The following is a 13,863-nucleotide window of genomic DNA, read 5'->3' as shown; positions in this document are numbered from 1 at the left end:
CCCTAGATAGAAAACCACGGCAAAACAAGAGCCAACGTTAGGACTCTTTTATACCCGTTTGGTTTAGATATTATTAATTTAATTATTTTCTTTCAGATTATTGCCACGCTCGATGATAACGCCGACGTTTGCCGCCCGGGCTACCGCCCCAGGCTTGCTGAGCTTAATGCGTACCCACGGGGAATTAAAACGGCTCAGCAGGAGATCTGCCACCTCTTCCGCCACACGTTCAACCAGCGCAAAACGCCCGCCTTCCACATGGCTGACAACCGTTTGCGCAATATCAGCATAGCTCAGACAATCGGCGACATCATCGCTTTTGGCTGACTTGCGGTTATCCCACGCCATTTCGATATCGAACACCAGTTTTTGTTCAATCGTTTGTTCCCAGTCGTAAACACCGATAGTGGTGATTATCGAAAGTTGCTCTATAAATACAATATCCATCACGACCTGCCTGCTTTTTGGCTAACCCGGATACCACTTCCGGCGAAATATGCGTATTATCCATGGAAGTAGCGTTTTACACGACATTTTCAAAACGGAACAGCTTATGAGTGCAATCGCGCCTGGAATGATTATCTTCGCGTACCTCTGCGGCTCAATTTCCAGTGCCATTCTGGTATGCCGCCTCGCTGGATTGCCTGACCCGCGTGACAGCGGTTCTGGAAATCCGGGCGCGACAAACGTATTGCGAATCGGTGGCAAAGGGGCCGCCGTAGCCGTGCTGATTTTTGACGTCCTGAAAGGTATGTTACCCGTGTGGGGTGCCTACGCGCTAGGCGTCAGTCCTTTCTGGTTGGGGTTAATTGCTATTGCCGCCTGCCTGGGGCACATCTGGCCGGTGTTCTTCGGCTTTAAAGGTGGGAAAGGCGTCGCCACCGCCTTTGGTGCCATTGCGCCGATTGGCTGGGATTTAACCGGCGTAATGGCGGGCACCTGGCTGCTAACCGTCTTACTCAGCGGTTATTCATCGTTAGGCGCCATCGTCAGCGCTCTGATAGCCCCGTTCTATGTCTGGTGGTTCAAACCGCAGTTCACCTTCCCGGTTTCCATGCTGTCGTGCTTAATTTTGCTGCGCCATCATGACAACATCCAGCGCCTGTGGCGTCGCCAAGAGACGAAGATCTGGACCAAGTTGAAGAAAAAACGCGAAAAAGATCCCGAGTGAGTGTATTGCCGGATAACGACGCGAATGCGTCTATCCGGCCCACCGCTTATAGGATCTGATACCCTTCAACCGGCTTGCCCAACCGCTGCTGGCACCACGTTGCCAGAAACTCCACGCATACCCGCAGCTTCACGCTGCGATACAGCGGTTCCTGATACACCGCCCAGATATTGGCGCTTTGTGCATACTCCGGCAGTACGCGAACCAATTCACCACTGAGCAGAAATGGCTGCACGTCCCATTCGGAACGCAACATAATTCCTTTTCCCTGTAACGCCCACTGCAACACAATCTCACCGCTGTTGGAAGAAAGGTGTCCCGCCACTTTGACCGATTTTTTCTCCTGGCCGTTATCAAGTTCCCACACCCCGTGAGTCATATCGCGTTCTTTAGTTACCAGGCAATCATGGCGACTTAATTCCTGTAGCATCTTTGGCTCGCCATATTTTTGTAAATATGTCTGCGCTGCACACAATATTCTTTTATTTTTCGTTAACAAATGCGCAATATAATAATCAGGAATATCATCATTAATACGAATATCCAAATCAATATTATCCTGAGCCAAATCAATTTGCCGGTCGTACAATTCAAAATGTACCTGTAATTCAGGATAGCTGTGCATTAATTCGGTAATAGCTGGGGCAATATAACTCCGACCAAACCCAAAGCTACAGCCAATACGGATCATCCCTTCCGGCCGCGTTTTGATCTGCGTGACGTCATCCACCAGATGCTGATAGCGGGCAAGGATCTCCTGCGCATGTTCATAGCAACGTTGTCCACTCTCCGTTAATACCACGCCGCGCGCGGAGCGGCTTAACAACGTGGTCCCCAGCGTGGACTCAAGGATCTGAATGCGTTTCGTCACAAACGCGGGCGTTTGGCCCAACGTCGCGGCGGCGGCGCTGAAACTGCCGCTATGAACAATTTCAACCAGGACCTGTAAGTCTTTTGCCAGGGGATAAGTGTTAAGCATATTCAGGATATCCATGAGGGTGTTAGCCGCAGTGTAATTCCCTCGAACATATTAAACCCTGCCTTTGCGCAATTTTTATTGCCTTAAACGACATCATTCACGAACTGTTAATTGGTTATTCACAGCTCTTAAAAATATAAAACCCTATTTTTAATGGTAGTTTGTTACGGAGAATTTATTTCCAGATAAATAAAAGAACTGGAGTTGACATGATGAGCAATCAAAATAACCAAAATGCGATAAATACGCTGACTAACATTGTCGCAGACTTTACCGCCATGATTTCTACCCGTATGCCCGACGACGTCGTAGATAAATTAAAACAGCTACGCGAAGGCGAAACCTCGCCGATGGGTAAAATTATCTACCACACCATGTTTGACAACATGCAAAAGGCAATCGACCTGAATCGCCCTGCGTGCCAGGACACCGGTGAAATCATGTTCTTTGTGAAGGTCGGCTCGCGTTTTCCGCTGCTGGGTGAACTGCAAAGCATTCTGAAACAGGCCGTTGAAGACGCTACCGTGAAAGCGCCGCTACGCCACAATGCGGTAGAGATTTTTGACGAAGTGAACACCGGCAAAAATACCGGCACCGGCGTGCCGTGGGTCACCTGGGACATCATCCCTGACGGCGACGACGCAGAAATTGAAGTCTATATGGCGGGCGGCGGCTGTACGCTACCGGGACGCTCTAAGGTGTTAATGCCTTCCGAAGGCTACGAAGGCGTAGTGAAATTTGTTTTTGAGAACATCTCAACGCTGGCAGTCAACGCATGCCCGCCGGTGCTGGTAGGCGTAGGGATCGCGACGTCCGTTGAAACCGCCGCCGTGCTATCACGCAAAGCCGTACTGCGCCCGATTGGTTCACGCCATCCAAATCCCAAAGCCGCCGAGCTGGAATTACGTCTTGAGGAAGGGCTTAACCGCCTGGGCATTGGCCCACAAGGGCTGACAGGCAACAGTTCCGTGATGGGCGTGCATATCGAATCCGCCGCGCGCCACCCGTCGACTATCGGTGTTGCTGTTTCTACCGGCTGCTGGGCGCACCGTCGCGGCACGCTGCGGGTTCATGCCGATCTCTCCTTCGAAAATCTGTCTCACACCCGGAGCGCGTTATGAAAAAGATCCTGACAACCCCGATCAAAGCTGAAGACCTGGAAGACATTCGCGTCGGCGATGTCATTTATCTCTCCGGTACGCTGGTGACCTGTCGCGACGTGTGCCACCGCCGCTTGATCGAGTTAAAGCGCCCGATCCCTTACGATCTGAACGGTAAAGCCATTTTCCACGCCGGACCGATCGTGCGTAAAAATGGTGAAAAATGGGAGATGGTCTCCGTTGGCCCAACCACCAGCATGCGTATGGAAGCCTTTGAGAAAGAGTTTATCGAGCAGACTGGCGTCAAGCTGGTGGTCGGCAAAGGCGGTATGGGACCGCTGACGGAAGAAGGCTGTAAGCAGTTTAAAGCGCTGCACGTGATCTTCCCGGCCGGCTGTGCGGTTGTCGCCGCAACGCAGGTTGAAGAAATTGAAGAAGTGCACTGGACGGAGCTGGGCATGCCGGAATCCCTGTGGGTGTGTCGAGTCAAAGAGTTCGGCCCTCTGATTGTTTCCATCGATACCCACGGCAACAACCTGATCGCCGAAAATAAAAAGCTGTTCGCTGAACGTCGCGATCCTATCGTCGACGAAATCTGCGAGCACGTGCACTACATCAAATAACCCTCCCGGAGAGGCGCATACCTCTCCCCCTTTCGCAGGGATATAACAATGGCACCTTTAGCTGGTTGGTGGCGATACCTGGCTCCGCTGGTGGTCATCGCCATTATTGCTGTTTTGCCCGTTCCTGGCGGTCTTGAGAGCCACACATGGCTCTATTTTGCCGTCTTCACCGGTGTGATTGTGGGGCTAATTCTGGAACCTGTTCCGGGCGCGGTGGTGGCGATGATTGGCATTTCGATCATTGCCGTGCTGTCGCCGTGGTTACTGTTCAGCCCTGAGCAACTCGCGCAGGATGGATTTAAATTTACCGCCAAATCGCTGTCATGGGCGGTGTCGGGTTTTTCTAACTCGGTTATCTGGCTGATTTTCGCTGCCTTTATGTTTGGCACCGGTTATGAGAAGACGGGCCTGGGTCGGCGTATCGCGCTAATGCTGGTGAAGAAGATGGGGCATCGGACGCTGTTTCTCGGCTATGCGGTGATGTTCTCCGAGCTGATCCTGGCCCCCGTTACGCCGTCTAACTCCGCGAGAGGTGCAGGCATTATCTACCCGATCATTCGCAACCTGCCACCGCTGTATAACTCGCAGCCCAATGATCCCAGCGCCCGTTCCATTGGCTCTTATATTATGTGGATCGGGATCGTCGCCGACTGCGTCACCAGCGCCATTTTCTTAACGGCGATGGCACCAAACCTGCTGTTGATCGGCCTGATGAAAGGTGCTTCTCACACCGCGCTGAGCTGGGGCGACTGGTTCCTGGGCATGCTGCCGTTGAGTATTTTGCTGGTGCTGATCGTACCCTGGCTGGCTTACGTGTTGTACCCGCCGGTACTGAAATCTGGCGATCAGGTCCCACGCTGGGCGGAATCCGAGCTGAAGGCGATGGGGCCACTCTGCGCCCGTGAGAAAAAGATGCTGGTACTGATGGTCGGTGCACTGGTGCTGTGGATCTTTGGCGGTGACTATATCGATGCCGCGATGGTGGGTTACAGCGTGGTGGCGCTGATGCTGGTACTGCGCATCATCTGCTGGGATGACATCGTTAGTAATAAAGCGGCATGGAACGTTTTTTTCTGGCTGGCTTCACTGATTACCCTTGCCACCGGGCTAAACAATACCGGCTTTATCTCCTGGTTCGGCAAATTGCTGGCAAACGGGTTAAGCGGCTACTCGCCGATAATGGTGATGGTGGCGTTGATCGTGGTGTTCTATTTATTGCGCTATTTCTTTGCCAGCGCCACGGCCTATACCTCTGCACTGGCACCGATGATGATTGCCGCCGCACTGGCGATGCCGGAAATCCCGCTGCCGGTATTCTGCCTGATGGTCGGCGCAGCCATTGGTCTGGGCAGTATTCTTACCCCGTACGCGACCGGGCCAAGCCCTATCTACTACGGCAGCGGCTACTTGCCGACGGTTGATTACTGGAGACTTGGCGCAATCTTCGGCCTGATATTCCTCGTACTACTGGTGATTACCGGTCTGGTGTGGATGCCTCTGGTTTTACTGTAAATCCTGCCGGGGCGGCTTATCGTCGCCCCTTTTTCCATTACGCCGCCGGTAACTCTGCCAGCGGCCAGCGTGGACGTACAGTGACGCCAAGATCTGCCGTCGCACCGGCTTTAAAACGCACCATGCCCGCGTAGGCAATCATCGCTCCGTTATCGGTACAAAATTCCGGGCGTGCATAGAACACTTCGCCACGGCGTTTTTGCATCATCTCCGCCAGCTTCGCCCGCAGAGTACGGTTAGCGCTGACCCCCCCCGCCATCACCAGACGCTTAAAGCCGGTTTGATCCAGCGCGCGTTTGCACTTGATCATCAGCGTATCGACCACCGCATCTTCAAATGCACGGGCGATATCCGCACGAGTCTGATCGTCATTTTCGTTATTACGGATGGTGTTTGCGGCGAACGTTTTCAGGCCAGAGAAGCTGAAATCCAGCCCCGGACGATCGGTCATCGGCCGTGGGAAAACAAAACGCTTTTCTACCCCCTGAGACGCCAGCTTAGACAGCATCGGACCGCCAGGATAATCCAGTCCCAGCAGTTTGGCCGTTTTGTCGAACGCTTCACCGGCGGCATCATCAATCGATTCGCCCAGCAGTTCATACTGGCCAATGCCGGTGACGCTAATCAGCTGCGTGTGTCCGCCGGAGACCAGCAGTGCCACAAACGGATATTCCGGTGGATTATCCTCCAGCATCGGTGCCAACAAATGACCTTCCATATGGTGCACCGGAATAGCCGGAACATCCCATGCGAACGCCAGAGAACGCCCCACGGTCGCCCCTACCAGCAGTGCACCGACCAAACCCGGTCCTGCGGTATAGGCCACTGCATCAATATCTTTTGCCGTTAACCCTGCTTCAATCAGCGCCGCCTGGATCAGCGGAACGGTTTTACGCACGTGATCGCGCGAAGCCAGTTCAGGCACAACTCCACCGTAGTCAGCGTGTAATTTCACCTGACTATACAATTGGTTGGCTAAAAGACCTTTTTCATCGTCGTAAATGGCGATGCCGGTTTCATCGCAGGATGTTTCAATTCCCAGTACACGCATGACTTGTTTTACCTCGCTCTAATACCGCGCAGTGTAGGTCGAATGCGGGTTGATGTAAAACTTTGTTCGCCCAAGGAAGAAGCCTCGTGTATACTCCCTTTCCTTATAAAAGTCCCTTTCAAAAACGCGTCGGTGCTTTACAAAGCAGCAGCAATTGCAGTAAAATTCCGCACCATTTTGAAATAAGCTGGCGTAGATGCCAGCGGCAAACCGAATTTATAAAGGTGAGAGTTACATGCCGGTAATTAAAGTACGTGAAAACGAGCCGTTCGACGTAGCACTGCGTCGCTTCAAGCGTTCCTGCGAGAAAGCAGGTGTTCTGGCGGAAGTTCGTCGTCGTGAGTTCTATGAAAAACCGACTACCGAACGTAAGCGCGCTAAAGCTTCTGCTGTGAAACGTCACGCGAAGAAACTGGCTCGCGAAAACGCACGCCGCACTCGTCTGTACTAATCTATTGAGGGCTGAGGCTCTCAATTCAGACTGAGTTGTAGTTGTAAGGCCGTGCTTCCGAAAGGAATGCGCGGCTTATTTTCGTTTAAAGTCATCAAAAAAACAGGGGCTTATGGCTGGACGAATTCCTCGCGTTTTTATTAATGACCTGCTGGCAAGAACCGACATCGTCGATCTCATCGATGCGCGGGTTAAGCTGAAAAAGCAGGGCAAGAATTATCACGCGTGCTGTCCGTTCCATAACGAAAAAACCCCATCTTTCACCGTAAACGGTGAAAAACAGTTTTATCACTGCTTTGGGTGTGGCGCGCATGGCAACGCCGTCGACTTTCTCATGAACTACGACAAGCTCGAGTTTGTGGAAACCGTCGAAGAACTGGCTGCAATGCACAACCTTGAAGTGCCTTATGAAGCAGGCAATGGCCCCAGTCAGATAGAGCGCCATCAACGGCAAAGTCTCTATCAATTGATGGACGGCCTGAACACTTTTTATCAACAGTCTCTGATGCAGCCCGCCGCTACCCCTGCGCGCCAGTACCTGGAAAAGCGAGGATTAAGTAGCGACGTTATCACCCGTTTTGCTATTGGTTTTGCGCCCCCCGGTTGGGACAACGTCCTGAAACGGTTTGGTGGCAATCCTGAGAACCGTCAGGCGCTGATCGACGCGGGTATGCTGGTTACCAACGATCAGGGACGCAGTTACGATCGTTTCCGTGAACGGGTTATGTTCCCCATCCGCGATAAACGCGGTCGGGTCATTGGTTTTGGTGGACGTGTGCTGGGTGATGCCCTGCCGAAGTACCTGAACTCCCCGGAAACCGATATTTTCCATAAAGGCCGCCAGTTGTATGGCCTTTATGAAGCCCAGCAGGATAACGCCGATCCACAGCGCCTGTTAGTGGTCGAAGGCTATATGGATGTGGTCGCGCTGGCACAATACGGCATTAACTACGCCGTGGCATCCCTCGGGACGTCAACCACTGCCGATCATATCCAGCTGTTGTTCCGTGCGACGAACCACGTGATTTGTTGTTACGACGGTGACCGGGCCGGACGCGATGCCGCATGGCGCGCGCTGGAAACCGCGCTGCCATATATGACGGACGGACGCCAGCTACGCTTTATGTTTTTACCTGACGGCGAAGATCCCGATACGCTGGTGCGTAAAGAAGGGAAAGATGCTTTTGAAACCCGGATGGAGCAGGCCTTACCGCTCTCCGCGTTTCTGTTTAACAGCCTGTTGCCACAGGTTGATTTGAGTACCCCGGACGGACGCGCACAGCTCAGTACGCTGGCATTGCCACTGATCACTCAGGTCCCGGGCGAAACGTTGCGCATTTATCTGCGACAGGAGTTGGGAAACAAGCTCGGCATTCTGGATGACAGCCAGCTTGAACGTTTAATGCCAAAACTGGCAGAAAATGGGGCTTCCCGTCCTGTTCCACAGCTAAAACGTACGACCATGCGTATACTTATAGGGTTACTGGTACAGAACCCGGGTTTAGCCCCTCTGGTGCCGCCGTTGGGCGCTCTGGATCAAAATAAACTACCCGGACTTGGATTATTCAGAGAACTGGTCAACACTTGTCTGGCTCAGCCAGGTCTGACCACCGGACAACTGTTAGAACACTATCGCGGCACAAATGATGCTGCAACCCTTGAAAAACTGTCGATGTGGGACGATATAGCAGATAAAGATATCGCGGAAAAAACCTTCACCGACTCACTCAACCATATGTTTGATTCAATGCTTGAACTGCGCCAGGAAGAGTTGATAGCTCGTGAGCGCACACACGGTTTAAGCAGCGAAGAACGCCGGGAACTCTGGACGCTAAACCAGGAACTGGCGAAAAAATAAGCGAAAGACAAAATCATTCGCGTTGTATCAAGGCAGCAAGTGAACGAACTCCTGGGAGCGTACATCAGTACATGACCAGGATGAGAGAACGCAGCTAACGCAGAGACAACGTGAAGGATGAAGTATTTAACGGCTTAACTGCCGAATATCGTTCGGGAAGCCCCCGACAGCCGCACGGAGAGGCAGCGGCAAAATATAAGTATGCCCTCGTTTTGCCGTTGGCGGTTTTACCGCCCAACACCAATCAAACGAATTAAGTGTGGATACCGTCTTATGGAGCAAAACCCGCAGTCACAGCTGAAGCTTCTTGTCCAACGTGGTAAGGAGCAAGGCTATCTGACCTATGCCGAGGTCAATGACCATCTGCCGGAAGATATCGTCGATTCAGATCAAATCGAAGACATCATCCAAATGATCAATGACATGGGTATTCAGGTGATGGAAGAAGCACCGGATGCCGACGATCTGCTGCTTGCTGAAAACACCAACAGTACCGATGAAGACGCGGAAGAAGCGGCTGCCCAGGTTCTGTCCAGCGTTGAGTCCGAAATCGGTCGTACAACTGACCCGGTACGCATGTATATGCGTGAAATGGGTACCGTTGAACTGTTAACCCGCGAAGGCGAAATTGATATCGCCAAACGTATTGAAGACGGGATTAACCAGGTTCAATGCTCTGTTGCCGAATACCCGGAAGCCATCACCTACCTGCTTGAGCAGTACGATCGCGTAGAAGCTGAAGAAGCGCGTCTTTCCGATCTGATCACCGGCTTTGTCGATCCGAACGCGGAAGAAGACATGGCGCCAACGGCGACGCACGTTGGTTCTGAACTCTCTCAGGAAGAGATGGATGACGACGAAGACGAAGATGAAGAAGAAGACGACGACAGCAGCGATGACGACAACAGCATCGACCCTGAGTTAGCGCGTGAGAAATTCGGTGAGCTGCGTACCCAGTACGAAACGACCCGCGACACTATCAAAGCGAAAGGCCGCAGCCATGCTGCCGCGCAGGAAGAAATTCAGAAGCTGTCTGAAGTGTTCAAACAGTTCCGCCTGGTGCCGAAGCAGTTCGACTACCTGGTAAACAGCATGCGCGTCATGATGGACCGCGTACGTACTCAGGAACGTCTGATCATGAAGCTCTGCGTTGAGCAGTGCAAAATGCCGAAGAAAAACTTCATTACTCTGTTCACCGGCAACGAAACCAGCGAAACCTGGTTCAACGCAGCAATCGCAATGAACAAACCGTGGTCTGAAAAACTTCATGACGTGGCAGATGACGTCCATCGCGGGCTGCAGAAACTGCGCCAGATTGAAGAAGAAACTGGTTTGACCATCGAGCAGGTTAAAGACATCAACCGTCGTATGTCTATTGGTGAAGCGAAAGCCCGCCGTGCGAAAAAAGAGATGGTTGAAGCAAACTTGCGTCTGGTTATCTCTATCGCTAAGAAATACACCAACCGTGGCCTGCAGTTCCTCGATCTGATTCAGGAAGGCAACATCGGTCTGATGAAAGCGGTAGATAAGTTTGAATACCGTCGCGGTTACAAGTTCTCCACCTATGCAACTTGGTGGATCCGTCAGGCGATCACTCGTTCGATCGCAGACCAGGCGCGCACCATCCGTATTCCGGTGCATATGATTGAGACTATCAACAAGCTCAACCGTATCTCTCGCCAGATGCTGCAGGAAATGGGTCGTGAGCCAACACCAGAAGAACTGGCTGAACGCATGCTGATGCCGGAAGACAAGATCCGTAAAGTGCTGAAGATCGCCAAAGAGCCTATCTCCATGGAAACGCCGATCGGCGACGATGAAGATTCGCATCTGGGTGATTTCATCGAGGATACCACACTCGAGTTGCCGCTGGACTCTGCCACCACCGAGAGCCTGCGTGCCGCAACGCACGACGTTCTGGCTGGCCTGACAGCACGTGAAGCGAAAGTTCTGCGTATGCGTTTCGGTATCGACATGAACACCGACCACACGCTGGAAGAAGTGGGTAAACAGTTCGACGTTACCCGCGAACGTATCCGTCAGATTGAAGCGAAGGCGCTGCGTAAACTGCGTCACCCGAGCCGTTCTGAAGTGCTGCGTAGCTTCCTCGACGATTAAATCTCGCCGCACAATCATCAACGCCACCGCAAGGTGGCGTTTTTATTTACATCCCGCGCATGACCAAAGCGTCATCTAACTCCCGGTACGCCGCCACTAACTTATCCAGCGTAATGCGACTTAACCCGCTCGTATTCGGCAACACCCAGACCTGCGTCGCACCAATGGTGAGCGACTGCTTCCCCCACTGCGCTCCACGCTGGCTAAAACCTTGCTCAAACGCCTGCTTTCCCAGAATCGCGAGCGCCGTAGGCTGATACTCTTCTATCTTCTCAACGAGGTTACGGCCACCGCTACGCATCTCCTGTAGCTTTACTTCATTGGCCTGTACCGTCGGCCTGTCGACAAATTTGGTCACGCCACAGCGGAAGTCCAGCAGGTGTTGCGCCTCTTCTGGTTTTAGCTGGCGATCGGTAAATCCCGCCTGATGGATGACCTTCCAGAAACGGTTGGCAGGATGCGCAAAGGGAAATCCCGTACCCGCCGACGAGAGCCCCGGATTAATGCCGCAAAAAACCACCCGCAGCCCCGGCGCCAGTATGTCCTTAACCATAATCACTCCGAACAATACATCAGAAAACAAGTATAACGGACTGAAAACACATTGTTTATAAAAACAGCATCCGTACGCTTATGGCTGGATTGCTACGCGGAGTTACTTTATAATCCACCGCCACGGCCCCTTAGCTCAGTGGTTAGAGCAGGCGACTCATAATCGCTTGGTCGCTGGTTCAAGTCCAGCAGGGGCCACCAGATAAAACAAGGAGTTAGATGAGAAATCGTCTAACTCCTTTTTCTTTGGATGCAATTTGGGTCAGGTAAGCAATTACCTCCCTGCCCTCTTCATCTTGCTGCAAGCATCACCGGATAGTGATGAAAACCAGTAGTACTGCCCGTAATATTCACGATACAGCGTTATTACGGCTCCGTCGCAACAAGCCAGTTGCCTGCCGCGCTCGCAGGATATCTACCGCCCGAAGATAAGGGGATTGCTCTGCCAGTTAAACCCTCCGCGATCGATACGAACCAGTTCATATTTTTCCACTAGAAAATTCACGGCATCAGCCAGCGTGATACCGGCATCAATGTGTTCCTGAATCACAGTTTCATCACTGAACGGCGTGTCGTTTAGCGTCAGGCCATAGTGCTGTTCCAGCAGGCGTGTCAGTAACATTTGCCAGACTGCCACGGGCGACAGACAGGGCTTCGCCGCCCGCGAAATTGTAGCAGGTAGAGTTTTCATGCTTGCTCTCGTGAATTAGTTAGCGTTGAGTGGGATAAACAGCGATGTATACGTAGCCGCAACTACTAAGGGTAAAGCCCGCCTGTGTGGTTAAATGGCTGAGACGTTTTCGCGGGGTAAAAGTGGTGTTCAGAACTGTCACCGCATGGATAGTCGCCAGAGGATGCACGGTGATATGCCCGTTAAGTTCACCAGTGAGATACCAGCAGCCGTCGAGTGATATCAGGCGGTACGGGGCCAGCCCGTCACAGCGCTCACCCTCGGCCAACAGCAGCACCCGCTGACAGGCGGTTATGGCACTGACAAGACGGTAGAACACCAGTGAGATGGCCGGGGACACAGACTGTGGCGGCTGCCATACCAGACACGGCATCCCTCCTGCAGTGAGCAGCATGCCCGCCAGACGCCGGTCCAGCCCCGGAAAAATATCGGCCAGTCCTGCCCGGTGAGCAAAGGTCAGCGCATCCAGCTCGCCCTGTACGCCTCCACCGGCACTGCGCAGGCGGCATTGCCCCCGTCGATACTCAAGGTCGAGGTACATCAGCCGTTCGCGAAAATCCCGTCGCAGGGTACGGACTGACACACCAAACTCTGCAGCCAGCCGCGCCATGTTCAGCGTTTCACCTGCAACCAGGCGGCTGATTATCAGTGACAGCCTGACAGCCAGCCGGTCATGACGGCGCTCTGCCTGTGTCATCTTAAATCTCCGTAATAGTTAACTGACTGAATATGAAATGATTCTAAAGAGGGGGGCGGACAGGGTATGGACATGGAATGAACTATTTTTTATCTGCCTCCGGAAGCAGGCCCGACGCGGCACACCGTGAAATGCGGTGAAAAAACACTCAATTCAATGGAGGTAAAACGGACAGGGACTGTCCTTTCCCAACATTCTGATAACAAGCTCAGGACTGAAACCCACTCAGCATCGCTTCTGCCATCACCCAAAGAGCCCGGTTGAGCTTCACATCTCCGTCGATACCACGCACGGCGCGGGTATGCGTTCGCCTGCCTTTTGCACTCCGACCACTGAGCCCGCCCTTAATCAGGTTCTCCTGAATACGCTGGTATGTGGTCCACAGATCATTGCTCTCATCCTGCCAGCGGCGTGGGGAGAGTATCTGAGGTACTGTCACCGGCTGGTGGTCCTCTCCGAAACGGTACGTCAATGCAGCCTGTGCCAACGCCTGTTGTGCAGGTGGCGGCAGCATCAGTGACTGCATGGCATCCCGTTTCTCCTCCACACGGTCAAAAATCCCCAGCACTTCATAAGCCCCCTCAATCACCTGACTCACCACATCCCCTTTGTGCGGCACCCGCACCTCGCCAAACGACTCACCGCAGACGAGCCCGTTCTGGCAAACCGCACGGAATAATCCCGGCAACATCTGGTACGAACTGGTGCCGTCATGAGAGTTGAGCAGAATAATTTCCGGCACCTGTTTGCCGGTAATTTGCCCCTCCCGACGCAGGCGCAGCATATGCTTTGTATGCTCACGACGCCCTGGGTCACGTACTCGGGTCTGGCAGGCAAAGAAGGGCTGAAAGCCCTCTCGCTGCAGGTTTTCAAGAACGGTAATGGTTGGTATCCAGGTATACCGTGCGCTGCGTGACGCATGCTTCTCCTCACTGAACACACTGGGCACCACCCGAAACAACTCTTCACGGGTTAACGGACTGTCACGACGAATAAGGTTTGCTGCGCCAAAGCGCGAAGCCAGACGGGCCATAAGCAGACTCCTCATAACGGGAAAACA

General features: G+C 52.9%; 13 protein-coding genes, 1 tRNA gene and 1 pseudogene. 8 read left to right on the top strand and 7 right to left on the bottom strand.

All coding sequences use genetic code 11. The features are described from left to right. Nucleotides 1–78 precede the first annotated feature (78 nt). The gene (gene folB / locus E4Z61_RS20395; protein ID WP_135324298.1) at nucleotides 79–447 is read right to left on the bottom strand and encodes a bifunctional dihydroneopterin aldolase/7,8-dihydroneopterin epimerase; all 369 of its coding nucleotides are present in this window, start codon (nucleotides 445–447) and stop codon (nucleotides 79–81) included. Between the two features lie 106 nt (nucleotides 448–553). Here folB and plsY point away from each other — a divergent pair, with 106 nt between their 5' ends. Then, the gene (plsY, locus tag E4Z61_RS20390) at nucleotides 554–1,171 is read left to right on the top strand and encodes a glycerol-3-phosphate 1-O-acyltransferase PlsY (RefSeq protein WP_135324297.1); all 618 of its coding nucleotides are present in this window, start codon (nucleotides 554–556) and stop codon (nucleotides 1,169–1,171) included. A gap of 46 nt (nucleotides 1,172–1,217) precedes the next feature. On the opposite strand, the gene ttdR is transcribed toward plsY, so the two are convergent. Continuing rightward, nucleotides 1,218–2,150, bottom strand: a complete 933-nt coding sequence (gene ttdR / locus E4Z61_RS20385; protein WP_135324296.1) for an L-tartrate utilization transcriptional activator TtdR — start codon at nucleotides 2,148–2,150, stop codon at nucleotides 1,218–1,220. Nucleotides 2,151–2,359: 209 nt separating this feature from the next. On the opposite strand from ttdR, the gene ttdA reads away from it, so the two are divergent. The 3 genes from ttdA to E4Z61_RS20370 are packed head-to-tail and all read left to right on the top strand — an operon-like array spanning nucleotide 2,360 to nucleotide 5,385. Further along, on the top strand, nucleotides 2,360–3,271 hold the full coding sequence (ttdA, locus tag E4Z61_RS20380) for a L(+)-tartrate dehydratase subunit alpha (protein ID WP_135324295.1): 912 nt from the start codon (nucleotides 2,360–2,362) through the stop codon (nucleotides 3,269–3,271). Next, entirely contained in the window at nucleotides 3,268–3,873 is a 606-nt protein-coding gene (gene ttdB / locus E4Z61_RS20375; RefSeq protein ID WP_135324294.1) for a L(+)-tartrate dehydratase subunit beta, read from the top strand. The genes ttdA and ttdB overlap by 4 nt, the downstream gene beginning before the upstream one ends. Nucleotides 3,874–3,921: 48 nt before the next feature. After that, entirely contained in the window at nucleotides 3,922–5,385 is a 1,464-nt protein-coding gene (locus E4Z61_RS20370) for an anion permease (RefSeq protein WP_135324293.1), read from the top strand. Between the two features lie 37 nt (nucleotides 5,386–5,422). Here E4Z61_RS20370 and tsaD read toward each other — a convergent pair whose 3' ends face one another. Then, nucleotides 5,423–6,436 carry a tRNA (adenosine(37)-N6)-threonylcarbamoyltransferase complex transferase subunit TsaD gene (gene tsaD, locus E4Z61_RS20365; RefSeq protein ID WP_135324292.1) on the bottom strand — a complete coding sequence of 338 codons (1,014 nt, stop codon included), beginning with the start codon at nucleotides 6,434–6,436 and terminating at the stop codon, nucleotides 5,423–5,425. Nucleotides 6,437–6,671: 235 nt separating this feature from the next. On the opposite strand from tsaD, the gene rpsU reads away from it, so the two are divergent. The 3 genes from rpsU to rpoD all read left to right on the top strand — a co-directional run bounded on the left by rpsU (nucleotide 6,672) and on the right by rpoD (nucleotide 10,863). Further along, nucleotides 6,672–6,887, top strand: a complete 216-nt coding sequence (gene rpsU / locus E4Z61_RS20360) for a 30S ribosomal protein S21 (RefSeq protein WP_001144069.1) — start codon at nucleotides 6,672–6,674, stop codon at nucleotides 6,885–6,887. Nucleotides 6,888–6,999: 112 nt separating this feature from the next. Continuing rightward, nucleotides 7,000–8,745: a DNA primase gene (gene dnaG / locus E4Z61_RS20355; protein WP_135324291.1), complete on the top strand. Its 1,746-nt coding sequence runs from the start codon at nucleotides 7,000–7,002 to the stop codon at nucleotides 8,743–8,745. 273 nt (nucleotides 8,746–9,018) lie between these two features. Beyond that, nucleotides 9,019–10,863: an RNA polymerase sigma factor RpoD gene (rpoD, locus tag E4Z61_RS20350; protein WP_135324290.1), complete on the top strand. Its 1,845-nt coding sequence runs from the start codon at nucleotides 9,019–9,021 to the stop codon at nucleotides 10,861–10,863. A 46-nt stretch (nucleotides 10,864–10,909) separates the two neighbouring features. Here the strand turns inward: rpoD and mug are convergent, their stop codons facing one another. After that, nucleotides 10,910–11,416: a G/U mismatch-specific DNA glycosylase gene (gene mug / locus E4Z61_RS20345; protein WP_135324289.1), complete on the bottom strand. Its 507-nt coding sequence runs from the start codon at nucleotides 11,414–11,416 to the stop codon at nucleotides 10,910–10,912. A 124-nt stretch (nucleotides 11,417–11,540) separates the two neighbouring features. Between mug and E4Z61_RS20340 the strand changes: the two genes are divergently transcribed. After that, nucleotides 11,541–11,616 (top strand) — tRNA-Ile (locus tag E4Z61_RS20340). A 149-nt stretch (nucleotides 11,617–11,765) separates the two neighbouring features. Here E4Z61_RS20340 and E4Z61_RS20335 read toward each other — a convergent pair. The 3 genes and pseudogenes from E4Z61_RS20335 to E4Z61_RS20325 form a co-directional block, all read right to left on the bottom strand. Beyond that, nucleotides 11,766–12,106: pseudogene (locus E4Z61_RS20335) on the bottom strand (TA system toxin CbtA family protein). Between the two features lie 19 nt (nucleotides 12,107–12,125). Continuing rightward, nucleotides 12,126–12,803, bottom strand: a complete 678-nt coding sequence (locus E4Z61_RS20330) for a DeoR family transcriptional regulator (RefSeq protein ID WP_135324288.1) — start codon at nucleotides 12,801–12,803, stop codon at nucleotides 12,126–12,128. A 208-nt stretch (nucleotides 12,804–13,011) separates the two neighbouring features. Further along, the gene (locus E4Z61_RS20325; RefSeq protein ID WP_135324287.1) at nucleotides 13,012–13,836 is read right to left on the bottom strand and encodes a DUF932 domain-containing protein; all 825 of its coding nucleotides are present in this window, start codon (nucleotides 13,834–13,836) and stop codon (nucleotides 13,012–13,014) included. Nucleotides 13,837–13,863 lie beyond the last annotated feature (27 nt).

It is taken from the genome of Citrobacter tructae (assembly GCF_004684345.1).
In the GTDB taxonomy this organism is placed as follows: domain Bacteria; phylum Pseudomonadota; class Gammaproteobacteria; order Enterobacterales; family Enterobacteriaceae; genus Citrobacter; species Citrobacter tructae.
This window is presented reverse-complemented; position numbering and strand designations above follow the sequence as displayed.